The sequence below is a fragment of the Arthrobacter sp. M71 S08 genome (genome assembly GCF_059089725.1).
Map to the genome: position 1 here is coordinate 150,951 of NZ_JBNHEY010000004.1, position 24,611 is coordinate 175,561.

Here is a 24,611-nt window from a genome sequence, read left to right on the forward strand (position 1 = left end):
CTAAAGAACCGGGTGCGTGATGGTCCGCAGGTATCCGAGGGCGTGCGGGCCGTATTCGCGCATGGACTCGTCATCGGCGTGTATCAGGAGACGCAGCCAGGAGGCGTACCTGTTGAGGCGGCCGAGCTGTAGCGCTGGTTCCAGGGCCTCGCGCAGCTGGGGGAGCGGCGCGTAGGCCGTCCACCGGTCAAGGTACGCCGTGAGCACCCTTCGGATGCGGGCGTCGTCCGGGCTTGCTTCCCAGCTCTCCATCATGACGCCGAGGGGAACGTAGAGAGAGCTGAACGGATGCGCCCAGTAAGAGTCGCCGAAGTCGAAGAACCGCAACGGATCCGTGCTTGAACCCGGTATGAAGGCGTTGTTGGGGTGGAGGTCGTTGTGCTCGAGGGACAGCGGCACCCCGAGGGCACTGAGCTGCGCGGCTGCGTTTTCAATCGACGGCACGCTGCCGTAGACCTCGTCTGCCTGCTCGGCATTGAGGTGCAGCGGGTGCTCCTCCGGCAGGCCCGTATGGAGGAGGAGTTGGTTGCTGACGAAGTTGCCGGTGATGTCGGGCTTCAGTGATGCCAGCCCGGCCTCCATCAGCTGTTGGCCGTGAGGCGCTACCTGCTGTTGCAGCTCAGCGAAATCAGATACCACCCTCGCCCACAGGGCGTAGTCCGTTGACTTCAGTGTGGCAAGGGTGGCTCCGTGATCGGGAGAGATCATCCAGCCCCTGGTCGGCTCGATGGCCAACGGCGCGACGACGTGCTCCGGCACGATCTCGGCCAGCGCCGCCACGATCGACGCCTCCTGAAACTGCCCCGGGTTATTTTCCTTGAACCAGAGTTTCCCGTGATCTGTGGGAACGGTGAGCTGAACCGACCAGAACCGGATCCTCGGCTCGCTCACGGGCCCCGTCTGTTCGATATTGAAAGCCTCCAGCACCTGCGAGACCCAGGATTGCACCTGCGATTGCCAGGCAGGGCTTTTCCACAGTTTGGTGGGATGGACGGCGGGGGAGGTCACCGGATTATTCTGTCACCGTCACCTTGCGCGTGCCGGTTTGCCCGACTTCCGGCCTGTTGTGTCTGGGTTTGTGCCGGGTGAGCGCGGCGGTTGTTGATTCCACGGCGGTGCCTCCCCGGAGAACCCGGGCAAACCGGCACGCGGGGAACATACTGGCCCTCACCCAGCAAGGGCAGCGTCAACCGCTGCCCGCGCGTGGATGGACGTGGTGGCATAGAGGGGGATTTCTGCATCCGACTGCGCGATCAACAACTCGATCTCCGTGCAGCCGAGGATGACGCCCTCTGCGCCGCGGGATGCAAGTTCGGAGATGATGCGCTGATACTCCTTCCGAGAATCGTCAGAGACGATACCGAGGCACAGTTCTTCGTAGATGACCCGGTGAACTGTGGCGCGGTCTTCGGCATTCGGGATGAACACCTTCAACCCGTGAGAGGCCAGTCCGTCGCGGTAGAAGTCCTGCTCCATGGTGAAAGCCGTCCCGAGCAGGCCCACCGTCGTCATGCCGGCGGCCGTTACCGCGGCGGCCGTCGCGTCGATGAGGTTGATGAATGGGATACTTACGGATTGCTCAATCGCCGGCGCCACCTTATGCATGGTGTTGGTGCACAGCACGAGAAGCTCGGCACCGCCGCGTTCGAGCTCGACGGCGGCGGAAGCCAGCGCGGCACCGGCTTCCTCCCACGCACCTCGGGTCTGCAGTTCCTCGATCGGAGCGAAGTCGACAGACCTAAGCAGGCAGTCCGCTGAGTGGAGGCCACCGAGACGGTCCCTGACCATCTCATTGACCAGGCGGTAATACTCGGCGGTGCTCTCCCAGCTCATGCCTCCCAGCATGCCAATGCGCAACATGGCCCCATCATGACAGCCCTGCGGAACCGGTGTCTGTAACCAACACAAACGGCCCACCTCCCGCGAGGGGAGATGGGCCGGATGCAGCGGGAGTTGCTAGTTAGCGTCCGCGGACGCCATCGACGTCATCAGTGTCGATCTGCTCCTTGCGGACTTCCTCGGTGACGGTCTGCTGCTCGGTGACGGTCTCCTTGTCCAGGCGGACCCGCTCGACCGGGACAGCTTCCTTCTCCACAACCGGGCGCTCCTCGTGGAGGACGACCTCGTGCTCTTCCTCGCTGATGGCGGGGCCGGCGAGGGCGTCATCACGGTTTGCGTCGGTGATCGGTTCACGCTCGATGCGGACCTCTTCGCGCTGGACCGGGACCGTCTTGGTGACATTCTCGGTGACGACGAACTTGCGCAGTTGGGCACGTCCGGCTTCACGGCGCTCGGTGCCTACGCGGAGCTGCTCTTCCGAGCGGGTCATTGCATCGTCCGTGGTCGGGCCGGAGGTGTCATGGCCGACGGTGGCGCGGTCCGATTCGTAGTTACCGGTGGTTCCGGTGGTGTAATCGGTGGTGTCGGCGTCGTAGCCGCCGGTCGAGAGGCCGTAGTAGCGGTAGAGCTCCGCCTCTTCCTGCTCGCTCAGGTGACCGTCAGGGGCGACGTTGGGTGCGTCCTTGATCTTGGCCTTGGAGTATCCGACGCGCACGTCGTTGCCCTCAAGCGATGCGCCCTCAAGGGGTGCAAAGGACTCGTTCGAACCGAAGAGCCCAGTGTTGACGGTGACCCAGCTGGGGTTGCCGGTGTGATCGTCGACGTAAATCTGGCCGACCGAGCCGACCTTGTCGCCGTCGTTATCGATGACTTTGCCGCCGGATTCGAGGATCTGGGAAATGTTGTCCTGGGAAATCATGGTGTTCTCCTTATCAGTTGTGTTGCATTCGTACTGGGATGGGAGTGCCTGGCTCAGACGCGGTGTGCGCCGGACGACTCGGTTGATTTGGTCTTTGCCTTAGCCTGCTCAGCAGCACCCTTGAGCTGTTGTGAGGCGGAAGGTGAGTTTTGTGCTTCGGCCTTGACCCGGGGAGCTTCCTCTTCTGCTTTGTTGAGGTAGGTCTCCCAGCGCTGGGACATAGGCTTGATCAGTCCGCCGCCAACGCCAACGATGATGACTCCGACGATCGCTGAGAGCACGGCAATCAGGATCGGGGTGGTAACAGTAGTGGCGATTTCCACCTGGTTGAGGGCTGCAATGATGCCGATGCCGAGGATGAAGATGCTCGCGATGTTGGCGAGGATCTTGCCATAGGAAAGACCGCCGAGGGCGTTCTGGATCAGGCTCTTGACCGCTGCTGCGATTGCTGCGGCGATGATCACGATGAGGATCGCGACGATGATCTTCGGCAGGAATGCGATGATGCCGCGCAGGAGATCGCTGACCGGGTTAGGTCCAAAGACTCCGAAGGCGAACTGCAGCACGAAGAGGACGAGGGTGTAGTAGAGGATTTTCGCGATGATGTCGCTCGCGTCAAGAGATGACTTCGCCAACGCTTTCTTCACTCCGCCGCGCTCTACCGCGCGATCGAAGCCAACCCGCTCCAGAAGCTTGGACAGCGCCTTCGAGATTGCTTTCGCGATGATCAGCCCGACAATCAGGATGACCAGGAACAGCAGCAATTTTGGAACGAATTCGACGACGGTGGCTAGGCCACTTCTTATGGTTTCTTCCATCTATGCCTCCGAGGTGATGAGCTTTAGCGAGCGTTGTGCCCCTCGCCGAGTTGGTGCACTTACCTTAACCACAAACCCGTTCGAATAGGAAGCATGCTTATTACTAGCGAGCCGTCCTAAATGATTGGTTTACACGCTGCCCCGGTAGTGCTCGAATGGTTACGAGCGGTCATGGTCCGGTTCAGCAGCTAGCCGGTTATGTTGCTCATCACCGGAACAGGTGTTGCTGCCGGCTACCCGCGTTCGATAGGCAGGGGGGAACCAGCCGCGACGCTGATTGCGCATCCGTAAGGATGCGGAGCCGCGGCGATATGGTGTTCCGACCGGAGCCGGCGGCCAGAGTGAGTAGTGTGCCAACACATGTTCTGGCCGTCGGTTCTCTCCCCGCAAAGGGGCTCGTCACCGGTTGTTCGGCGCAGTCAGCGTGGAGGATGGGTACGTAATTTACCCGAGCTTTGATGGGCGGCTTCCGTGGTCTTCGGCCTCAAGCTCATCCGGCCCGGCAACATACTCGCTGCCGCGAACCCGCGCAATTCCACTCATCCCGTGGAAGATTATGAGCGCCGCGGCCGTGCCCAGGGCAATGCCCTCGAAGGTCAGGGCGCCAACGGTCCAGGTGAAGTTCGCGATGCCCACCACAAGGGCGACTCCCGCTGTCGAGAGGTTGATCGGGTTCGAAAAATCAACCCTGTTCTGCACCCAGATACGCACCCCGAGGATGCCGATCATGCCATAGAGCACGACGCCGGCTCCGCCCAGCACTCCTGCGGGAACCGTAGCGATCAATGCACCAAATTTCGGGAAGAGGCTGAGTAGAACAGCGATCACTGCGGCCACCCAGTAGGCGGCGGTCGAGTAAACCCGGGAGGCGGCCATAACGCCGATGTTCTCGGCATAGGTCGTTGTACCGGAGCCTCCGCCGGAACCTGCCAGGACCGTTGCCAGGCCGTCAGCCATGAGGGCGCGCCCTGTGACGGGGTCGAGGTCCCTGTTAGTGATGGCAGCAACTGACTTCACATGGCCGATGTTCTCCGCCACCAGTACGAGAACCACCGGCACGAACAACCCGACGACGGAAAGATGGAACTCCGGCGCCATGAACGGCGGCAGTCCGAACCAGGCGGCGTCATTGATGGCGGTGAAATCCACTTCGCCCCGCAGGACTGCCACGAGGTATCCGACGAGGACGCCGATAAGGATGGACAGGCGTCCGAGGATTCCCTTGAAGAGCACCGTGACCAGCAGGATCGACACCACGGTAACGAGCGCCGTCAGGGGAGCCTGTTCGAAGCTCGACCTGGCGGTCGGGGCGAGGTTCAGGCCGATCAGGGCAACGATCGCACCGGTGACGATCGGCGGCATCAGGACCTGGATCCACCGGGCGCCGGCCGAGTGAACTATCAGGCCGATCAGCGCCAGCACCGCGCCGGCCATGACGACGCCACCCAGCGCCCCTGCAGGGCCGTGCTGGCTTTGGGCAGCCGCAATCGGCGCGATGAACGCGAAGCTCGATCCCAGGTAGCTCGGCACGCGACCCGCCGTTATGACGAGGAAGAGCATGGTGCCAAGCCCGGAGAAAAGCAGGGTGGTGGACGGCGGGAAGCCGGTCAACAGCGGCACGAGGAACGTGGCGCCGAACATCGCGACCACGTGCTGCGTACCAATGCCCACGGTCCGGGGCCAGCTCAGCCTCTCATCCGGTGCTACGAAGTGCCCCGGCCGGACGTTCCGCCCGTCTCCGTGCAGCGTCCAGTTCGTTCCGATTCTGCTCATGGCGCGGCCTTCCGGAGATGTGGGGATCTCTGGAAATCCTACGCGACAATCACCGGGAGGTGACTAGGCGATGACTCCGTCCACCAGGGCTTTTGCTTCTTCCTGCACACGCTTCAGGTGCTCCGAACCGAGGAACGATTCGGCGTAGATCTTGTAGACGTCCTCGGTTCCGGATGGGCGGGCGGCGAACCAAGCGTTCTCGGTGGTGACCTTGAGTCCGCCGATCGGTGCGCCGTTGCCGGGCGCTTCCGTCAGGCGCGCGGTGATATCTTCACCCGCCAGCGTGGTGGCTGTGACGTCCGAGGGCGACAGCTTGCCGAGTGCCGATTTCTGCTCGCGGGTCGCAGCGGCGTCTATACGCGCGTAGACCGGAGCACCGAACCGCTGGGTGAGACCCTCGTAATGTTGGGACGGCGTGCGTCCCGAGACAGCGGTGATCTCGGAGGCGAGCAGTGCGAGGAGAATGCCGTCCTTGTCGGTGCTCCAGGCGGATCCGTCGTGCCGGAGGAAGGACGCCCCGGCGGATTCTTCGCCGCCGAATGCAACCTGCCCGGACATGAGCCCGGGCACGAACCACTTGAAGCCGACGGGAACTTCTTCCAGCACCCGGCCAAGGTCCGTTGCCACCCGGTCAATGATCGACGACGACACGAGAGTCTTGCCCACCATTGCGTCCGAGCGCCACTGCGGACGGTTCCGGTAGAGGTAATCGATCGCGACGGCGAGGTAGTGGTTGGGATTCATCAGGCCGGCATCCGGGGTGACGATGCCGTGTCGGTCCGCATCGGCGTCGTTTCCGGTGGAGATGTCGTAGTCACCCGCGCGTGCAATCAGCGACGCCATGGCGTGCGGTGAAGAGCAGTCCATCCGGATCTTCTCGTCCCAGTCCAGCGTCATGAACGCCCACTGCGGATCGACGGCGGGGTTGACGACGGTGAGGTCGAGGTTGTGCCGCTCTCCGATAGCACCCCAGTAATCAACTGACGCCCCGCCCATCGGGTCAGCGCCGATACGCACGCCGGCGCCCCGGATGGCCTCGAGGTTCAGCACATTGGGGAGGTCTTCGACGTAGTGCTGGAGGAAGTCGTAGGTGCTGATGGCATCGGCCTGTTGCGCCTGGGCCGTGGGGATTCTCTTGACGTCGCGGAGGTCGTTCTCGAGCAGCTCATTGGCTCGGGCGGCGATCCAGTTGGTGGCATCAGAGTCCGCAGGACCGCCGTGAGGAGGGTTGTATTTGAAGCCGCCGTCAGCAGGGGGATTGTGCGACGGCGTGATGACGATGCCGTCGGACTGGTCCGTCCGTGAACCGTTGTAGGCCAGGATGGCGTGCGAGAGGGCCGGGGTGGGCGTGTAGGCGCCGCGGGCGTCGATCCGCACCGCCACGTTGTTGGCCGCGAGTACTTCGAGGGCGGTGTTCTGTGCGGGTTCGGACAGGGCATGCGTGTCCTTGCCCATGAAGAGCGGTCCGGTGATGCCCTGACCAGCCCGATACTCGACGATCGCCTGTGTGATCGCGGCGATGTGGCCTTCGTTGAAGGACGACTTCAGTGACGATCCGCGGTGACCGGAAGTCCCAAAGGCCACTCGCTGCGCCGGGTCCGAAAGGTCGGGTTTGGAATCGAAATACGCGTCCAGAAGGGCGCTTACGTCAACAAGGTCGCTGGATTGGGCAACGGTGCCTGCTCGATTAGCCATGGGACCAGCATGCCATCACGCCTGACAAGTCAGCAGAAATGACTGGAAGTTTCGCCGATCCGAGTGATTTCTGCTGACTGGATCGGGATGTTCCGGCTCAAAGTTCGTTCCGCGACGCACATAATGCAGAGATGACAGGCAAAACAGGGGACCATCCTTTCGGGCGCCCGGCCGCTGCGCTTTGGCGGTTTCTTGAAGAGTTGCTGCCGCAGGCTACGGAACCGGCGTCGTGGTCAGGGCCTCGCTGGTGGTGGGCCGGACCTCTGGATGTGGAGGGACTCACGCTCGGGTCCATGCAGGCGGTCGCCACGGCGCTCGTCGGCGCTTCGTCGTCGGGTGGCGGCCGGCACGCGGTTTCGTTCACGTCATCCGGGGTCAGTGCCTGGTTCAATTCCTTCACTCACCTCCGAATCGCAGGTTTACCGATCCAGGGATTCGGGCCCCTCTCGGGGTTCCGCCGGGCTGCCGACGGGTGGGTGCGCATACACGGGAACTACCCGCACCACGAGCGTGCACTCCTGGATGCGCTCGGTGTGGTCACCGCCGCTGATGTCGACGCCGCCTTGCTGGACCTGCCGGCCAGCGTCATCGAGGACGCCGTGACCGCTCGAGGAGGACTGGCAGCGGTCGTCAGAACGCCACAGGAGTGGGCTGCGACCCCGGCCGGGCAAGATGTTGCTGGCCAGCCGTGGGTGGGGCTCTCAGTGGCGGCGAGCCCTGAACTCCCGCGCGGGGCAACGGCCGGGATCCTCGGTGGTGACGGAGGGCTGATGGAAGGCCTTCGCGTCCTGGACCTCACCCGAGTCATCGCCGGACCCTCGGCGAGCCGACTCCTCGGTGCACTGGGGGCGGACGTGCTGAGGGTGGACCCGCCCGCGTTTCCCGAGCTGGAACACCAGCACGTGGAGACCGGCTTCGCCAAGCGAAGTGCAGTGGCCGATCTGAACAACCCGGAGGAGCTCGCACGCTTGCGGTCCCTCTTGCCCGCGACGGACATAGTGCTCAGCGCGTACCGCGGAGGGGCGCTCGCCCGGTATGGATTGGACGCCGCAGCCTTGCGGGAGGACTTCCCTGGGCTCGCCGTTGTATCCCTCGACGCCTGGGGAGAACATGGGCCGTGGTCTGGCCGTAGAGGATTCGACAGCATCGTTCAGGCGGCGACCGGCATCGCCCATGTTTACGGGACCGGCTCCGGGCCGGAGTTCAAGCCTGGGGCCCTCCCGGTTCAGGCGCTCGATTACGCAACCGGGCTTGGGATGGCGGCCGCTGCCGTCACCCTCGTCTCCGCCCGCCTTCGAGGGCTGTGCGGTTCCGCGCATCCTTCCCTGGCGCGCACAGCAGCTGAACTGCTACAGATGCCGACGCCGGACAACGCGCGGTCGGTGGAGCTGGAGCCGATGCTGTGGCGGACGGCCAGTGATTATGGAGAGCTGATCTACGTTCCACCGCCGCTGCTGGTCAACGGACGGCAACTTGAATATCCGCATCCTCCACAGCGTTACGGGGGAGCTGCTTTGGCCTGGCGATAGTCAGGTGATCCGGAACTGAGAGGGCGCCCCGCCCTAGTGCACACGACTGTCGGGCGGTACGTTGGAAAAACCGTCAACGAAAGGTTGTGTCATGAGCGATAACCCCACAAGCGACGAAATCGACGAAACAGACGACGAGAAATTGGAGCGGGACGCGGATAAGGCTGCCGACGCCCTGGACAAGTCCGGCTACGGCGGGCCCGGGCCGGAGAATGAGACCGGCAAGAGCGAAGACGGCTCCTAGCCAACACAACCAGACAACTACGGCGCCCACCGCGAGAGGAGGGCGCCGTCGTCGTTCCTGGAACGAAAGGTGCGCTCAAGCAGTTATCCTCTCAGGTTTCGTCCGAAGTGGTCCTCAAGCTGGGCCGACACGGTGAGAAGCTCAGCCTCGGCGCTGGGCCTGCCAATGAGCTGAATGCTCATGGAGAGTCCGCTGGCAGTGGTGAATACGGGTACCGAGATGGCAGGCAGGCCGCACACGTTGACCATGGACGTGTAGGGGGAGTACTGGCACTGGCGCATGTAGTCGGTGTCCGCACCGGCGTCGGTGTACCAGCCGATCGGGCGGGGCGTCATGCCGAGGGCCGGCGTCGCGATGAGGTCAAACGCGGAGTATTGCTGGATCGTGTCCTGTTCAAACTGCCGAAGGATGTCGACGGCGGTGGCCAGCTCGGTTGCCGACTTTTGTTGCGCGCGGCGCCGCAGGGTGAGGGCCAGCGTTGTGAGCTCCCCTTCCCGGGCGGACGGAATGCGCGCGACGGCGAGCCCGGCTGTCCACACCGACTGGAAAGCCTCGTGGTAACGCGGGTCGTATCGGAGGTCCGCCTCCACGACGTCGTGCCCCACCGCCGTGAGCGCGCGGATACCCGCCTCGAAGCTCAGCTTCGCGTCGTCGTCGAGCTCGATCGGAAAAGCTTCAGCGAAGGGAGAGGCGGTGCTCACGCCGATCCTGAACCGTCCTTCCGCCCGGAATGCCGCGTCGAGGAAAGGCCCGTGTGCGGCAGCGCTGGTTGCGTGGTAGTTCGGCTCGTCCACCATGGCGTCGAACAACAGGGCGGCGTCCGCCGTCGTCCGCGCGAGCGGACCGGCGACCACAAACTGGCCGAGGTCGTCCTGCCCGGAACCGGAGGGAACCCGGCCACGGTTCGGTTTGAGGCCGACGAGGCCGGTGGCGGCGGCCGGTATCCGGACTGAACCGCCGCCGTCCGTACCCGGTGCAAACGGGATCAGGCCGGCCGCAACGGCCGCGGCACTGCCACCGGAGGAGCCTCCCGAACTCAGTGCGGGGTTCAGCGGATTGCGCGACGGCGGGGCGATCAGGTTCTCGCTGTAACAGCTCAGCCCGAACTCAGGTACCTGGGTCTTTCCTACACTTACAGCTCCTGCGCGGCGAAGAACGGCCACGAGCGGGGAGTCCGCGGCGGCCACCGTATGCTGCAACGCGGCGCTGCCGTGCGTGGTCACAACGCCGATGACGTCGGTCAGGTCCTTGTGCGCCAGGGGCAGCCCGTGAAGCATGGGCAGATCTCCGCCTGCCGCGTGCCGCTGGTCGGCGTCCGCCGCGTCCGCCATTGCGGCATCGGCGGTCACCGTGATGAAGGCTCCCAACTCCGGATTCCGGATCCCGATGCGCTCCAGGTAGTGCGCGGTGAGCTCCCGCGAGCTCAATTCGCCGCGCCTCAGCAGGTCCCGCTGTTCGAGCGCAGACAACTCATGCAGGGAGCTCATAGGGATGCCTTCCGCACTGGTGGGTTTGAGTCCGGTCCCCACTATAGGCTTGGTTCAAGTCGGAGGAATTGGACGAAGAATATGAACGGGACTGGCAATGAGCAACAGTGAAAACGTGTCCATTGAGGCGATCCGCGAGGACACCGCCGTACTGGACGTGCGCGAAGACTATGAGTGGGAAGCGGGGCACATCGAGGGTGCCCTGCACATCCCCGTGGACCAGATCCCGGCACGGCTTGACGAACTGGATCCGGATGAGGACCTGCACGTCATCTGCCGCACCGGTGGCCGCTCCTTCCGCGTTGCCGAATGGCTGGTGGCGAACGGATATTCGGCCGTGAACGTCAGCGGCGGGATGGATGCCTGGGTCGAGGCATCCAAGCCCATGGTGTCCGAAACCGACACCGAGCCCCGCGTCCTATGACTTCATACGCATATCTTGGTCCGGCGGGAACTTTCACTGAGGCTGCCCTTCTCCAGGTCCCGGGCGCCGAGCAAGCGGACCGGGTACCTGCAACCACGGTGAATGCCGCGCTGAATATGGTGCGGGAGGGCCGGGTGAAAGCAGCTATGGTTCCGATCGAGAACTCGGTCGAGGGCGGCGTATCGGCCACTCTCGATGCGATCGCAAACGGCGAACCGTTGCGCATCATCCGGGAGGTGCTGGTCCCTATTTCCTTCGTACTGGTCGCGCGCGCCGGCGTGGAACTGAACGATATCCGGTTCGTGGGGACGCATGGTCACGCTTGGGCGCAGTGCCGGGGCTGGACGGAGCGAAATATTCCAGATGCGGAATATGTGCCGACCTCCTCTACTGCGGCTGCGGCCCACGAACTCCTCGACGACGGCGCCGGCCACGACGCTGCGATCTGTTCTCCCCTGGTCGCCAACCGGCTTGGCCTCCGCGTACTCGCCGAGCACATCGGCGACGTGGGCGATGCAGTGACGCGATTCATCCTGGTCAGCAAGCCGGATTCCCTGCCCGAGCGAACCGGTGCTGACAAGACCACGCTGGTGATCCCGCTCCCTGAGGACCATCCCGGCGCCCTGATGGAAATTCTGGACCAGTTCGCGGCGCGGGGGGTCAACCTCAGCAGGATCGAATCCCGCCCGACCGGCATGTTCCTCGGCGACTATTTCTTCAGTATCGACGCCGACGGACACGTTGCGGATGCCCGCGTTGCTGACGCCCTGCAGGGGTTGCACCGGATCAGTCCCGGATTGCGCTTCCTTGGTTCATACGCGCGTGCCGACCGGCGCGAATACGAGGTAGCCCGGCACACCTCGGACCAGGCCTTCCGGGCGGCGCAGGAGTGGGTGGACTCCCTGATGCATTCCCCCGCGCCGGACTCCGGGGACATAGGCTAGTTCTTCCTGCCGGGTAACCAGAGGAGGCGGCGTGCCGCGACTGAGACGCAGTGACAGCAACAAGCCCGGCTATACACGCCGCCGCCACGGAAAAGGGTTCAGTTACCGCAATCAGTACGGCGAGCCGCTGGAACCGGACGAGGTCGAGCGGATCAGGGAGCTCGTGATCCCGCCTGCCTGGCGCGATGTCTGGATCAGTCCGTACCCCAATGGGCATATACAGGCAGTTGGAACTGATGACGCCGGGCGGCGGCAGTACATCTACCACCCGGTCTGGCGGGAGAAGAAGGACCGCGAGAAGTTCGACCGCGCGCTGGAGTTCGGCGAAAGGTTGCCCGGCGCGCGGCGGGTCATCACCCAGCATCTGCGAAGCAACGGCAGCGGCAAGGAACGCGCTCTCGCAGCGGCACTGCGCATTGTGGACACCGGTGCCTTGCGTATCGGCTCGGCGCAGTACGCCGCCGAAAACGGTTCGTTCGGGGTGACGACACTTCGGGTGGACCACGTCTCGATCAGCGGGCCGATGGTCACCCTCCGGTTCCCAGGCAAGAGCGGGCAGCAGTGGGACACCACCATCGAGGACCAGGACCTCGCTGCGGCACTGCGCCCAATGGTGCGCAGGGAGGAAGCGGGGACCATGTTGGCGTACCGGACGGCCGACGGATCCTGGCACTCTATCGATGCTTCGCAACTCAACGAGTTCCTCCGTCAGGTAACGGGTGGAGGTTTCACCGCTAAGGACTTCCGCACCTGGCAGGCAACCGTCGTCGCATCCATGGAGCTTGCCCGAATGGACCTGAAAGCGACCAGCCGAACCGCACGGCAGAAGGCGGTCGCCGCGACCATGCGATCGGTCGCCGAGCACCTGGGCAACACCCCGGCGATTGCCCGCAGTTCCTACGTCGACCCACGTGTGGTTGATCGCTTCATGTCCGGGGAGGTCATTCCGGTGGCGAGCTACTCCGCGTCGGAGAAGGCTGTTCGCGAGCTGCTTAAAGAGTAGGAATCCTTTCCTCGGGCTCAACTGCTAAGTAGGCTGACAGAGAGCGTCCGGCCAGTGGCGCGACCCTTGATGAAAGGCAGGCACCATGAGCGAGCAGCCACACAACAGCGAGGTCAACCCGAATAAGGGTGACGGATCAACGTCGGACCCAAACTGGCACGGCGACGCTGGAGACCAGGCCAATGACCTGCGCTTCGCGGAGGAGCAGCAGCTGATCAACAGCCAGGCGCAGAACGAGGACGCTGAGGGACTCGCGGCGGGCCGCGCACGCGGTGGATACACGGGTGCACAGAGTGCCGGTGATGCCGGTGATTACACCGAAGGCCAGGATCAGCCTGACGAAGGAGAGTACACCGACGCCGACGGCACCACGGATGTCGATCCAGGAGTCGAGGGCGAGTACACCGACGCTGACGCCGTGCCTTCTCTCCAGGAGGGCGGAGATGCGGAAGGGACTCAGCGCCCCTAGTTCGCTGCAGTATCGCTGAACATCCCCGCTGATGGTCCGGTTGCCCTTCCAGGGACCCGGACCATCAGCGCACCCGGGACCACGCTGACACTGAGCGCCGTGACATCGCCGGACGTATCACCGTCGAGCTGTGTTCCCGTTGCTGCCGAAACCTCGACGTCAACCCGCTTCACCCGGTGGTAGGTGATGACAGGGATAGGGCCCGGGTGGCGGAAGACAATTTTCGCTGCGACCCACAGCCAGCCCAGGATGCTGCGAGGACTGGTGATGACCACGTCGAGGTAGCCGTCGTCGATCGAGGCGTCCGGAATGAACGTAATTCCTCCCGGCAGCCTTGCGCAGTTCGCGAAAAGGACGCTGTGGACCTTGCGCGTCTGCGGAGGTTCGCCGTCGAGGCTGATGGACATCCGTTGCCGCTTGCCGGGCAGGCTTCGCACACCCGCCTCGCTGTACGCCAGCCAGCCGAACTTCCTCTTGAGCGTGTCCTTGGTGGCGGCAACCACCACCGCATCAAGCCCGACGCCGCCCATCACAAGGAACGTGTGTTCACCGCTGACACCGGTGCGCTCGTTGCGTAGCTCAACCCGGCCCATGTCGATCCTTCGGCCGGCACCGTGGAGTGCCTGCCGGACGCTGCGCGGAACATCATTCACAGCGATACCGAGATTACGCGCAAGCAGGTTGCCGGTCCCGAGCGGCAGCAGTCCGAGAGCAGCATTGCTGTGAACCAGGGCGGCCGCCACGGCACGGACGGTGCCGTCACCGCCGGCAGCAATAACGACGTCGCAGCCTTCCTCGACCGCCCGCCTCGCCTGGGCGGCACCCGGCTCTGCCACGGTGGTCTCGAGGATGAGGGGAGGGTCCCACCCTGCGTCGGAACAGGCCTGCTCGACCTGCTCGCGCGCGAGTGGAGCGTTGATCTTGACCGGATTCAGGACCAATGCCACCCGCTGACGTTCACCGGTTATCTGCAGCGGCGCTCGGGGTTCTTCCCACTGAGGGGAGCGTTCGCGGCGCAGCTTTCGTACTCCCCACCAGCTGAACGCTGACGCGGCTGCGGCGATTACCGCAAGGGCGACGATAATCCACTCGAGGGGCATGATTTCCCCAGACTATCCTTCAGCGCGGGAGTGCGGGCGCCGAGGTCGGGTTCGGTACTCTTGGGGAGTGATCGACGTAAATGAACTCCGCGACAATCCTGAAAAGTTCCGCCTTTCCCAGCGTTCCCGTAAGGCCGATGAGTCTCTGGTTGATGCGATCGTTGCGGCAGATTACCGGCGTCGTGAGGCTGTTACGAGATCAGAGTCGCTTCGCGCCGAACAGAATTCCTTCGGTAAGCGGGTCGCCAAAGCTCAGGGTGAGGAAAAGCAGGCGCTTCTCGCCGAAGTCAAGGACCTGGCCGCATCCGTGAAGACCGCAGCGGCGGAGGCGGAGGAAGCAAAGTCAGAGGCTGACTCCCTGTTGCGTCAGTTGCCCAACGCCATCCTCGATGGCGTGCCGGCCGGCGGCGAAGACGATTTCGTCGTCCTCAAGACGGTAGGGGAGCCGCGGCAGTTCGACTTTGAACCGCGGGACCACCTGGAAATCGGCGAGCTCATCGGTGCGATCGATATGGAACGCGGCGCCAAGGTGTCCGGATCCCGCTTCTACTTCCTCAAGGGCGTGGGCGCGCGCCTTGAGCTCGCTCTCCTGAACATGGCTATGGACCAGGCAGTTGCAGCCGGGTTCACCCCCATGATCACACCCACGCTGGTGCGCCCGGAAACGATGCAGGGCACCGGCTTCGATATTGCCCACGACGCGGAGATCTATCGCCTCCCCGAGGACGACCTCTACCTGACCGGTACGTCCGAAGTTGCGCTCGCCGGCTACCACTCTGATGAAATCCTTGACTTCTCCACCGGGCCGCTCCGGTATGCGGGATGGTCGTCCTGCTACCGCAGAGAAGCCGGATCCCACGGCAAGGACACCCGCGGGATCATTCGCGTGCACCAGTTCAACAAGGTGGAGATGTTCACCTACACCACGCTGGAGGAATCACACGCGGAGCACGAGCGCATGCTCGCCTGGGAAGAGGAAATGCTGGCGAAGGTCGAGTTGCCCTACCGGGTGATCGACACGGCCGCCGGTGACCTGGGCATGTCAGCGGCGCGCAAGTTCGACTGCGAGGCCTGGGTGCCCACGCAAAACGCGTACCGCGAGCTGACGTCCACGTCGAACTGCACCAGCTTCCAGGCGCGGCGTTTGAACATCCGTGAACGCGTCGAGGGCGCGAAGTCCACCCGGGCCGTCGCGACGCTGAACGGAACCCTCGCGACGACGAGGTGGATCGTGGCCATCCTTGAACACCACCAGAACCCCGACGGTTCGGTGAACGTGCCATCCGCGCTGCGACCGTATCTGGGCGGGCTTGAGGTTCTCCCGGTGCTATAGGTGCGCCGTTTCCTGACAGTCCATGGCGGTTTCTACATCCGTCCGTAACCTCACGTTGGCCTAGCTGTGACCAAAAACCTACCCGCACTTACTGGGTTTCTGGTTCACTTTAACGATGACAACTACATTTGACGCTGGCATCGAGGACCAGCAGCAGACAACACGAAAACTCATTGCGCTCGACGTCGACGGAACCCTGGTGGATCACGAGGGTCAGATGTCGGACGAGGTCCGCGCGGCGGCCAGCGCCGTCGTAGACGCTGGCCATGAAACGGTGATCGCAACCGGCAGGTCACTCGGGGCCACGCTACCCATCATCCAGAAGATCGGCCTGACGCGCGGGCACGCCGTATGCTCAAACGGCGGCGTCACCCTCCGCATCGATGTGGATGAGTTCGAAGACGGATACGAGATAGTCAACCGCGTGGTATTCGACCCGCGGCCGGCCCTGGTGGCGCTACGGAAGAGCCTTCCCACGGCCAAATTCGCCCTTGAAGACGACGAGGGCCGCTTCCTTTCCACGGAACGGTTCCAGGACGCCAGCTTCGGCGCGGAGGCCGAAAGTGTGGACTTCGAGCGCATGCTGCGGGCGCGGGCAGTACGCGTGGTGGTGTTCAGCACCGACAGCACGGCGGAGGAATTCGGCGACGCCGTCGAGTCGATCGGGCTTCACGGAGTCACCTACTCGGTGGGCTGGACGGCCTGGCTGGATATCGCGGCTGCGGGTGTCACAAAGGCCAGTGCGCTTGAGTTGGTGCGCAGGAGGGTCGGCATCGACCCGTCGGATACCGTTGCCATCGGCGACGGCCGCAACGACATCGAGATGCTTTCCTGGGCGGCACGCGGCGTAGCAATGGGCCAGGCCCCGGAAGAGGTTCTCGCCGTCGCGTCGGAGGTGACCGCGTCGGTGTACGACGACGGCGCAGCCAAGATCCTGAGATCCCTCGCTCGCGGCGCCCAGGACGAACGTTAGGACGCCCGCCGTGCCGCTTCTAGTACGCCAGCGCGGCCGGCGGCAGCGCCACCGGCCCGTACGCCAGGTCAAGAAGCCGGGCAGCCGCGGGACGGGTAGCCCACTCTTCCACCCAGTGCGACCGGATGACGGCCTTGCTAACCGCCTGGGTTGTGATTCCCAGTTCCTGTGCGATCAGTTTCTGCTGCCCCCGAGCCCCGGGCGTCATGAGGTCAAGCACGTTCCACTCCGCGTCTGTTCGCGTGTAGACAATTTGCCCCAGTAGCCGCAGCACCGCTTCAGCTTCGGCCGCGACTTCCGAGTCCGGTCCCTCGATAGCCAGCGGGATCCGCTCGCCGGTTTTCTGGGCCCGATTCACCGCCCTCCGGGAGTACACCAGCCCGTAACCTTCAGCGTCAGTGATCCGCTCGGGGATAGGCGAGTGAACCTCTCCGACCCCTATTCCGACATGCCAGCGGCGGAACCGGATTGCTTTGAGAGCTACATCCACGGCCACCTTGGCACTGCCGACGACGCCCTGCAGTTCGTCTCCCACCGAGCGCTGGAAGGGCACGACGGCGTCGACGAACCGGAATTCACGCAGCAGTTCGGGAACCAGGTCGCCCACCTCGCGGGAGTCGCGCTGGTTGATGGTCACCACGAACAGCATGACCCCAGTATGACGGAGGAACCCCCCGAATCAACCGATTTGCGTTGATTCGGAGGCTTCGCTGAGCCGTATTTCGCGAGGACTAGCGACCCTGGGGCTGAACCCGGGCGTTGTCCGCGTCCGCGTCAACGGCGCGGCCCTGCGGCTCGTCCTCTTCGCTGACCTCGCCAAGAGCCTCGAAGCGCTTCAGCGATGCCTCGACCTCGGCCTCTGCAGCCTCTCGGCCCTCCCAGTCAGCGGCTTCGACCCACTTGCCCGGCTCCAGGTCCTTGTACTTGCGGAAGAAGTGCTCGATTTCGTCCAGCAGGAACTTGGACACGTCCCCAAGGTCCTGGATGTGGTCGAAGCGCGCATCAACGGGGACGCACAGCACCTTTGCGTCACCGCCGCCGTCGTCGACCATGTTGAAGACGCCGATCGGTCGCGACTCAACCAGAACGCCGGGGATGAGGTCGAAGTCCTGCAGGAGCACCAGGGCGTCCAGCGGATCGCCGTCCTCCCCCAGGGTGTTCTCGAAGTAGCCGTAGTGCGTGGGGTACTGCATCGAAGTGAAGAGCACGCGGTCCAGGCGGAGCCGGTGGGTCTCGTGATCAATCTCGTACTTGACGCGTGATCCCTTGGGGATCTCGATGGTTACGTCGAGCTTCATGGCCATGTGGAACTCCTGCAGTCAGCGGTAGGAAAGCGGTGGAACATCGGTGGGACAGCGGGCGCGGCAGCGACGCCGCTGGAACGTAACTCAAACGTGTCGATCCAGCGTGACCACCACCCACGGCCCCGATCTACTGTTAAAGATATAGGCCGCCGCCGACATCATCGATTCATGAACCGGCGCCTGCCATTCGAATTTTGGGGAGAGGGCCACATGAAGCGCAGCGCCAGGGTCTTCACTGCCCTGTTGCTTACCGTTGTACTGGGAGTCCTGGCAGTTCCTTTCGGCCTCCATTACGGCCCCCAGGTCGCCGAACTGGTCTCCGCTCCCCGCGCGGACGCCGAGCCGGAGGTTCCGCTCATCCAGCAGACGCCCGACGACGTATCGGCCCCAGCGCTCGTCAGCCAGCTGGGCGCACAGGCGCCAATGCCCACGGCGGAGGCACTCGCTCCGCTGCTCACCGCGGCACTGGAGGTCCCGGGCGATACGCCGGTGGCCGGCGTCGTTCTCGATGCACTGACCGGAGAGGTTCTCTTCGATCAGGGGGGCAGCGAACCGCAACTGCCGGCATCGAACATCAAGATCCTCACCGCTACAGCGGTGTTGGCGAAGCTTGAGCCTGACCACCGCCTGACCACGTCCGTCGTTGCAGGAGGCACGGGCGCTGAGGATCTCCTCGTGCTGCGCGGAGGAGGGGACGTGCTGCTCGGCTCCGGGGAATCGAACCCCGACAGTGTGGTGGGCCACGCCGGCCTCGCAACGCTCGCCGAGCAGACCGCGTCAAAACTCAGCGGCGACGGCCCCTACCGCCTCGTGCTCGACGATACGTTCTTCGTGGGCGACGTCGTGAATGCCAGCTGGCAGCCCGGTGATGTGGAGGCCGGCGAGATCGCGCCGATCTACCCCCTCGCCATCAACTCCGCCTGGGTCGACGAGTCGAAGCAGTCGGGCGACAGAGCCCCGGATGCAGCCCTCGCTGCCGCCGCCGCCTTCCGGGAGGCGCTGATCGTCGCCGGCGTGGACGTGCAGGAGGGCATCGAGCGGCAGCCCGCAGCCGAGAATGCTGTGGTGCTGGGCTCCGTCGAATCAGCCACAGTCGAAGCGCAGGTCGAGCACATGCTCCTGACCTCCGACAACTATCTCGCGGAGGCACTCGCCCGTCTTGCGGCGCAGGCCAGCGGCAGGCCGGCGTCGTTCGGAGGTGGACTTGAGACCATCGTGGAGGTGATCGACCGGCTTGAGGTGCCGACGGAGGGCCTGGTGCTCGGTGACGCTGCGGGCCTTTCGCCACGCAACCGCGTTGCTCCCCGCCAACTGGCGGACGTCGTCCGCACGCTGCTCCGCTCCGACAGCCGTTCGCTGAGGCACGTGCTGCATGGCCTGCCCGTGGCCAGCCTGTCGGGAACGCTGGCCGAACGCTTCGACGACGTCGAGGCGCCCGCCTTTTCCGGAGCCGGACTGGTGCGGGCCAAGACAGGGACCCTCAACGCCGTCACTGCCCTGAGCGGCCACGTGGTTTCCGCCGACGGGCGCCTTCTGGTCTTCTCGTTCATCGCGAGCGGCCTTGACGGCACCACCGAGCCGGCGCGGGCCGCAGTGGACGCCGCCGCTGCCGTCCTTGCCACCTGCGGCTGCCGGTAACCCCTCAATCCGGGCACGGGCAGGATGCCCCTCAAGCGGCCTCCCAGACTAATGTGGTCGAATGGCCACCATGGACAGCAACGCCCCTTTTCAGCTCGTCAACTGGGACCTCGCCGCGAGTTCCGCCGCGAAACTGACGCCCCCGGGTCCGAAGCTCAGCGCCGGAGAGGTCCGGGACGTCGTCGAGAACCTCCGGGAACTGGCCGACCTTTCGGTTGAGCACGTACACCGGATCACGGGGCTCGAAGCCGCCCGGGACCTGCGGGACTCGGACCTGATCATCGTCGACCGCGCTTCGTGGGCCAAGGCGAACACCCAGAGCTTCAAGACGCTGATGGCACCGGCAATCGAGCACCTCCTGGAGACCAAAGCCGAGCAGCTCAAGGCCGCGAACGCCGCACTGGGCGGAACCGTCACGGGCGCGCAGATGGGCGCTATTCTCGCCTTCCTCGCCAGCAAGGTGCTCGGCCAGTACGATCCGTTCGTTGCCTCCTCCCGCGGGAAGGGAGGGCGTCTGATGCTCGTGGCGCCCAACATTGTGTCCGTGGAACGGGAGCTGAACGTCGAGCCCGCCGATTTCCGGCTCTGGGTGTGCTTGCACGAGCAGACCCACCGCGTGCAGTTCGCCGCCGCGCCGTGGCTCAGGGACCACATGATGGAGCATATTTCCCAGCTCACAGTCGGGCTGGCCGACAAGGCCGACACGCTCGCCGAACGGCTCGCCAACGCGCTGAAGTCGCTGCCGTCGGGGAGCCGGCAGGACAGCCAGCAACAGAATGACGACGGCGCGCCGGAAGGCGACGGCGGAATCCTATCGCTGCTTCAGGAGCCCGAGGACAAGGCCAGGCTCTCCCACCTCACCGCCGTCATGAGCCTGCTCGAAGGGCACGCCAATGTAGTCATGGACGCCGTGGACTCCAGCGTCGTGCCCACCGTGAAGACCATCCGCCGCCGGTTCAATGCCCGTGGCAAATCCCGTGGACCTGTCGAGAAGTTCATCCGCCGGCTCCTGGGCCTGGACGCCAAAATGCGCCAGTACAGCGATGGAGCCCGCTTTGTCCGCGCCGTGGTGGATGCCGTCGGCATGGAAGGGTTCAACCGGGTATGGGAGCGGGCGGACAACCTGCCGACCGAAAAGGAGATCCACGCCCCCGAGGAGTGGATTAACCGGATGGGTCTGTGAGCCGCCGGCCACGACTGAGTCCCACTGTCGGCATGGCGCGGAACCTTATCCGCGCTGCGCTGGAGGAAGCAGGTGTCGCCGAAGGGTCGCTCGTCCTCGTCGCCTGCAGCGGCGGCACGGATTCCCTCGCACTGGCTGCGACCGCCTCCTATTTCGCGCAGAGCGGGCAGCACCGGGTGGGTGCCGTCGTCGTCGACCATGGGTTGCAGCCGGACAGCGCGGAAGTGGCGGCAAGGGCCGGCGGGCAGCTGTCGAAACTCGGCCTCGAACCGGTTGAGGTGCGCCGGGTCGAGGTGGCCACCGCGGGGATGGGTCCCGAAGCAGCAGCCAGGACCGCGCGTTACGAGGCCCTCGACGCCGCCGCGGCAGAGCACGGAGCGTCCGCCGTTCTGCTCGGCCACACCCTCGACGACCAGGCCGAGCAGGTGCTGCTCGGCCTTTCCCGCGGCTCCGGCACGCGATCACTCAGCGGCATGCCGTTCCGCCGGGGCCTCTACCTGCGCCCGTTCCTTGCCCTGCGGCGCACCGAGACCGAAGAAATCTGCAGCGTCACCGGCATTGACCCGTGGCATGACCCCACCAACGCCGACCCCACACTGACCCGTTCCCGCGTGCGTACCCAGGTGCTGCCCTACCTTGAGGACACCCTCGGCCCCGGCATCGCCGAGTCCCTCTACCGGACCTCCCGCATCCTCGCCCAGGACGCCGCCTACCTGGATGAGCTGGCGCTGGCTGAATACGGCCGCCTCCGGAGGAAGCCGGATACCACCGGGGACGACGACGGCACCCTCCTCCTGTCCGAGGACGCCCTGCGTGCCCTGCCGCCTGCGCTGCGGCAACGGGTCCTGGCGCTCGCCGTCGTTGAACTTGGCGGGGTGCAGCCCAGTTTCGAGCGATTGCTAGCCGCCGAGAACCTGCTTAGGCGCAGGGGATCGGCGGGTCCTGTGCAGCTTGGCGGCAAGGTGAGCGCCTACCGGCAGGTCAGGAGGCCTCGCGTTCCCCAAGGTGACCCAAGCTATGGCAGTCTTGTCCTTAGAAAAAACCTCTAAATCCGGGAGTAATTGGTGGATTCACACGACGTCCAGTCCGACCTCAAGCACGTTCTCTACACCAAGGAAGAGATCCAGCAACGGGTGCAGGAACTGGCCGCGGACATCGATCGTGACTACGCCGACCGGGACGTGCTCATCGTGGGTGTGCTCAAGGGTGCTGTGATGGTCATGGCGGACCTTGCCCGGGCTCTGCACTCCCACGTCACTATGGACTGGATGGCCGTATCCTCCTACGGCTCGGGAACCCAGTCCTCCGGCGTCGTCCGGATCCTGAAGGACCTTGAGACAGACCTCATGGGCAAGCACGTCCTCATCGTGGAGGACATCATCGATTCGGGTCTGACGCTGTCCTGGCTCAAGGCCAACCTGCTCTCGCGCGGACCGGCATCGGTGGAGATCTGCACTCTGCTCCGCAAGCCGGACGCCGCGAAGGTCGCCATCGACGTGAAGTACGTCGGCTATGACATCCCGAACGAGTTTGTGGTGGGCTACGGCTTGGACTTCGCGGAGAAGTATCGCAACCTGGACTTCATCGGTACGCTCGCGCCGCACGTTTACGAGTAACCCTGCCCCGTCCTGTACGCCCAGAGGGAACTTTCCACCCCGGGTGCGCGTGGATTCTGCAGAGAATGTAAAGCTGGTACACACGTTCGGGGCGCACCGCAGTGGGCAATCCGCAGTTGCGGACGAGGACCATTTGGCAGTTAAGCAGGAGGGACAGGGCACCCAGCCCTGAGTTGAATGAAATTCAAGAACTTTTTCAGAGGACCCATATTCTGGATCGTGCTGGCGGTTGCCGCGCTTATGGTCATCCTGCCCTCTGTGTTCGACACCAGCGGTGCCCGCGTGGACACGAACGTCGGTTTGGAACTCCTCTCCGGTAATCAGGTCGAGCAAGCGAAGATTTACGACGGCGAACAGCGCGTCGACCTCACACTGCGCGAGGACTACGAAGAGCTCGGCCGCAGCGTTTCCTTCTTCTTCAGCGAGGCCCGCGCCGAGGACATCGTCGATGCCATCAACAGCTCCGAGGTCGAAGGCTTCACCGACCAGCCGGTTGAGAACAACTGGTTCACGAGCATCCTTGGCCTGATCCTTCCCATCCTCATCCTCGGTGCCATCTTCTGGTTCCTGCTCAGCAGGATGCAGGGCGGCGGGTCCAAGGTGATGCAGTTCGGCAAGTCCAAGGCAAAACTCATCAGCAAGGACATGCCGCAGGTGACCTTTAATGACGTCGCCGGTGCCGATGAAGCTGTTGAGGAACTCCATGAGATCAAGGAGTTCCTGCAGGAGCCGGCCAAGTTCCAGGCTCTCGGCGCCAAGATCCCCAAGGGCGTGCTTCTCTACGGCCCTCCCGGCACCGGTAAGACACTCCTCGCCCGAGCCGTGGCCGGTGAGGCTGGGGTGCCCTTCTACTCCATCTCCGGCTCGGACTTCGTGGAGATGTTCGTCGGTGTGGGTGCGTCGCGAGTCCGCGACCTGTTCGAGCAGGCCAAGTCCAACGCTCCGGCGATCATCTTCGTCGATGAGATCGACGCCGTCGGACGCCACCGTGGCGCCGGCGTGGGCGGCGGAAATGACGAGCGCGAGCAGACCCTGAACCAGCTCCTGGTTGAGATGGACGGCTTCGACGCGAACACCAACGTCATCCTCATCGCAGCGACCAACCGTCCGGACGTGCTGGATCCCGCCCTGCTGCGTCCCGGACGCTTTGACCGCCAGATCGGTGTCGAGGCACCGGACATGGGCGGACGCCACCGCATCCTGCAGGTCCATGCGCAGGGCAAGCCGATGGCGCCCGGCGTCGACCTCCAGTCGGTTGCCAAGAAGACCCCCGGATTCACCGGTGCTGACCTCGCCAACGTGCTGAATGAGGCCGCACTGCTCACGGCACGCTCCAATGCCCAGCTCATTGACGACCGGGCGCTTGACGAGGCTATCGATCGCGTCATTGCCGGTCCGCAGAAGCGCAGCCGGGTCATGAAGGAGCTGGAGCGGAAGATCACGGCGTACCACGAGGGTGGTCACGCCCTGGTTGCCGCGGCGCTGCGCAACACTGATCCGGTCACGAAGGTCACCATCCTCCCGCGTGGCCGCGCCCTGGGCTACACCATGGTGTTGCCCGCCGATGATAAATATTCCATCACCCGCAACGAACTGCTCGACCAGCTCGCGTACGCCATGGGCGGCCGCGTGGCTGAGGAGATCGTTTTCCACGACCCCTCGACCGGTGCTTCCAATGACATCGAGAAGGCAACGGCGACGGCACGGAAGATGGTCACGCAGTACGGCATGAGCGAGCGCATCGGCGCGGTCAAGTTGGGGCAGGGCGGTGGCGAACCGTTCCTTGGCCGGGATATGAGCCATGAGCGGAACTACTCGGACCACATCGCCTACATCGTCGATGAGGAAGTGCGGCGGCTCGTCGACAACGCCCATGACGAGGCTTACGCAATCCTGACCGAGAACCGCGACGTTCTGGACCGGCTGGCGCTCGAACTGCTTGAACGCGAGACGCTCAACCAGGCCGAAATCGCGGAGGTCTTCGCCGACATCCGCAAGCGCGACGCTCGCAGCATCTGGCTTTCGAAGGACAGCCGGCCCGTGCACTCGTTGCCGCCGGTGGTCACGCCGAAGGAACGTGAAGAGGCGGAGGCAGCCGGAGAGCCGGACCCGGACAGCGTTCCGCCCCAGGACCAGATCGCCGACGCAAACCTGCCAAGCGACTTCGACGTCTCGAGTGATAACCTGCCGCAGCCGGAAACCGAACCGGATGACAAGGGCGGAACAACCGGGTACACCGGAGATCGTGGCGCCAACGGGCCGGGTTAAGTCCCGTAACGACTGGCTGGACGGCTAAAAGGGCCGGGATAGGATTCTTGGC

Annotated in this window: 23 protein-coding genes; 13 read left to right on the forward strand and 10 right to left on the reverse strand. The window is 64.4% G+C overall.

Features of this window, described 5'->3' with window-relative positions:
- The 6 genes from AC5RTB_RS10385 to pgm form a co-directional block, all read right to left on the reverse strand.
- Positions 1-1,008: a phosphotransferase gene (locus AC5RTB_RS10385; protein ID WP_494060990.1), complete on the reverse strand. Its 1,008-nt coding sequence runs from the start codon at positions 1,006-1,008 to the stop codon at positions 1-3.
- A 159-nt stretch (positions 1,009-1,167) separates the two neighbouring features.
- Positions 1,168-1,860 carry an aspartate/glutamate racemase family protein gene (locus AC5RTB_RS10390; protein WP_494060991.1) on the reverse strand — a complete coding sequence of 231 codons (693 nt, stop codon included), beginning with the start codon at positions 1,858-1,860 and terminating at the stop codon, positions 1,168-1,170.
- A gap of 100 nt (positions 1,861-1,960) precedes the next feature.
- On the reverse strand, positions 1,961-2,758 hold the full coding sequence (locus AC5RTB_RS10395) for a DUF2382 domain-containing protein (protein WP_494060992.1): 798 nt from the start codon (positions 2,756-2,758) through the stop codon (positions 1,961-1,963).
- A 53-nt stretch (positions 2,759-2,811) separates the two neighbouring features.
- On the reverse strand, positions 2,812-3,576 hold the full coding sequence (locus AC5RTB_RS10400) for a mechanosensitive ion channel family protein (protein WP_494060993.1): 765 nt from the start codon (positions 3,574-3,576) through the stop codon (positions 2,812-2,814).
- Positions 3,577-4,020: 444 nt separating this feature from the next.
- Complete coding sequence (locus tag AC5RTB_RS10405) at positions 4,021-5,349, reverse strand: uracil-xanthine permease family protein (RefSeq protein WP_494060994.1); 1,329 nt, start codon at positions 5,347-5,349, stop codon at positions 4,021-4,023.
- A 63-nt stretch (positions 5,350-5,412) separates the two neighbouring features.
- Positions 5,413-7,044, reverse strand: a complete 1,632-nt coding sequence (pgm, locus tag AC5RTB_RS10410; RefSeq protein WP_494060995.1) for a phosphoglucomutase (alpha-D-glucose-1,6-bisphosphate-dependent) — start codon at positions 7,042-7,044, stop codon at positions 5,413-5,415.
- Between the two features lie 131 nt (positions 7,045-7,175).
- Between pgm and AC5RTB_RS10415 the strand changes: the two genes are divergently transcribed.
- Together AC5RTB_RS10415 and AC5RTB_RS10420 are read left to right on the forward strand one after the other, a co-directional pair.
- Positions 7,176-8,573, forward strand: a complete 1,398-nt coding sequence (locus AC5RTB_RS10415; RefSeq protein WP_494060996.1) for a CoA transferase — start codon at positions 7,176-7,178, stop codon at positions 8,571-8,573.
- A gap of 91 nt (positions 8,574-8,664) precedes the next feature.
- On the forward strand, positions 8,665-8,817 hold the full coding sequence (locus tag AC5RTB_RS10420; protein WP_494060997.1) for a hypothetical protein: 153 nt from the start codon (positions 8,665-8,667) through the stop codon (positions 8,815-8,817).
- A gap of 83 nt (positions 8,818-8,900) precedes the next feature.
- Here the strand turns inward: AC5RTB_RS10420 and AC5RTB_RS10425 are convergent, their stop codons facing one another.
- Positions 8,901-10,304, reverse strand: coding sequence for an amidase (locus AC5RTB_RS10425; RefSeq protein WP_494060998.1), 1,404 nt, complete (start codon positions 10,302-10,304; stop codon positions 8,901-8,903).
- A gap of 97 nt (positions 10,305-10,401) precedes the next feature.
- Between AC5RTB_RS10425 and AC5RTB_RS10430 the strand changes: the two genes are divergently transcribed.
- The 4 genes from AC5RTB_RS10430 to AC5RTB_RS10445 all read left to right on the forward strand — a co-directional run bounded on the left by AC5RTB_RS10430 (position 10,402) and on the right by AC5RTB_RS10445 (position 13,144).
- A complete protein-coding gene (locus AC5RTB_RS10430) occupies positions 10,402-10,728 on the forward strand; it encodes a rhodanese-like domain-containing protein (RefSeq protein ID WP_494060999.1) in 327 nt (108 codons plus the stop codon).
- Complete coding sequence (gene pheA / locus AC5RTB_RS10435) at positions 10,725-11,672, forward strand: prephenate dehydratase (protein WP_494061000.1); 948 nt, start codon at positions 10,725-10,727, stop codon at positions 11,670-11,672. Before AC5RTB_RS10430 ends, pheA begins: the two co-directional genes overlap by 4 nt.
- A 31-nt stretch (positions 11,673-11,703) precedes the next feature.
- The gene (locus AC5RTB_RS10440) at positions 11,704-12,675 is read left to right on the forward strand and encodes a DNA topoisomerase IB (RefSeq protein ID WP_494061001.1); all 972 of its coding nucleotides are present in this window, start codon (positions 11,704-11,706) and stop codon (positions 12,673-12,675) included.
- A gap of 85 nt (positions 12,676-12,760) precedes the next feature.
- Positions 12,761-13,144, forward strand: a complete 384-nt coding sequence (locus AC5RTB_RS10445; RefSeq protein WP_494061002.1) for a hypothetical protein — start codon at positions 12,761-12,763, stop codon at positions 13,142-13,144.
- Here AC5RTB_RS10445 and AC5RTB_RS10450 read toward each other — a convergent pair.
- On the reverse strand, positions 13,141-14,244 hold the full coding sequence (locus tag AC5RTB_RS10450; protein ID WP_494061003.1) for a diacylglycerol/lipid kinase family protein: 1,104 nt from the start codon (positions 14,242-14,244) through the stop codon (positions 13,141-13,143). The two genes, AC5RTB_RS10445 and AC5RTB_RS10450, sit on opposite strands and share 4 nt — an antisense overlap.
- A gap of 67 nt (positions 14,245-14,311) precedes the next feature.
- Between AC5RTB_RS10450 and serS the strand changes: the two genes are divergently transcribed.
- Both serS and AC5RTB_RS10460 read left to right on the forward strand, forming a co-directional pair.
- On the forward strand, positions 14,312-15,577 hold the full coding sequence (gene serS, locus AC5RTB_RS10455) for a serine--tRNA ligase (protein ID WP_494061004.1): 1,266 nt from the start codon (positions 14,312-14,314) through the stop codon (positions 15,575-15,577).
- A 115-nt stretch (positions 15,578-15,692) separates the two neighbouring features.
- Positions 15,693-16,550: an HAD family hydrolase gene (locus AC5RTB_RS10460; RefSeq protein ID WP_494061005.1), complete on the forward strand. Its 858-nt coding sequence runs from the start codon at positions 15,693-15,695 to the stop codon at positions 16,548-16,550.
- A 19-nt stretch (positions 16,551-16,569) separates the two neighbouring features.
- Here AC5RTB_RS10460 and AC5RTB_RS10465 read toward each other — a convergent pair whose 3' ends face one another.
- Both AC5RTB_RS10465 and AC5RTB_RS10470 read right to left on the reverse strand, forming a co-directional pair.
- Positions 16,570-17,196 (reverse strand): hypothetical protein, encoded by a 627-nt coding sequence (locus AC5RTB_RS10465; RefSeq protein ID WP_494061181.1) that lies wholly within the window; start codon positions 17,194-17,196, stop codon positions 16,570-16,572.
- 85 nt (positions 17,197-17,281) lie between these two features.
- Entirely contained in the window at positions 17,282-17,848 is a 567-nt protein-coding gene (locus tag AC5RTB_RS10470) for an inorganic diphosphatase (RefSeq protein WP_494061182.1), read from the reverse strand.
- A gap of 216 nt (positions 17,849-18,064) precedes the next feature.
- Between AC5RTB_RS10470 and dacB the strand changes: the two genes are divergently transcribed.
- From dacB to ftsH, 5 genes are all read left to right on the forward strand, one after another.
- Positions 18,065-19,492 carry a D-alanyl-D-alanine carboxypeptidase/D-alanyl-D-alanine endopeptidase gene (gene dacB / locus AC5RTB_RS10475; RefSeq protein ID WP_494061006.1) on the forward strand — a complete coding sequence of 476 codons (1,428 nt, stop codon included), beginning with the start codon at positions 18,065-18,067 and terminating at the stop codon, positions 19,490-19,492.
- Between the two features lie 61 nt (positions 19,493-19,553).
- The gene (locus AC5RTB_RS10480) at positions 19,554-20,675 is read left to right on the forward strand and encodes a zinc-dependent metalloprotease (RefSeq protein WP_494061007.1); all 1,122 of its coding nucleotides are present in this window, start codon (positions 19,554-19,556) and stop codon (positions 20,673-20,675) included.
- A gap of 32 nt (positions 20,676-20,707) precedes the next feature.
- Positions 20,708-21,724, forward strand: a complete 1,017-nt coding sequence (gene tilS / locus AC5RTB_RS10485) for a tRNA lysidine(34) synthetase TilS (RefSeq protein WP_494061008.1) — start codon at positions 20,708-20,710, stop codon at positions 21,722-21,724.
- Between the two features lie 15 nt (positions 21,725-21,739).
- Entirely contained in the window at positions 21,740-22,291 is a 552-nt protein-coding gene (gene hpt / locus AC5RTB_RS10490; protein ID WP_490891137.1) for a hypoxanthine phosphoribosyltransferase, read from the forward strand.
- Between the two features lie 177 nt (positions 22,292-22,468).
- A complete protein-coding gene (ftsH, locus tag AC5RTB_RS10495) occupies positions 22,469-24,559 on the forward strand; it encodes an ATP-dependent zinc metalloprotease FtsH (RefSeq protein ID WP_494061009.1) in 2,091 nt (696 codons plus the stop codon).
- The last annotated feature ends 52 nt before the right edge of the window (positions 24,560-24,611 follow it).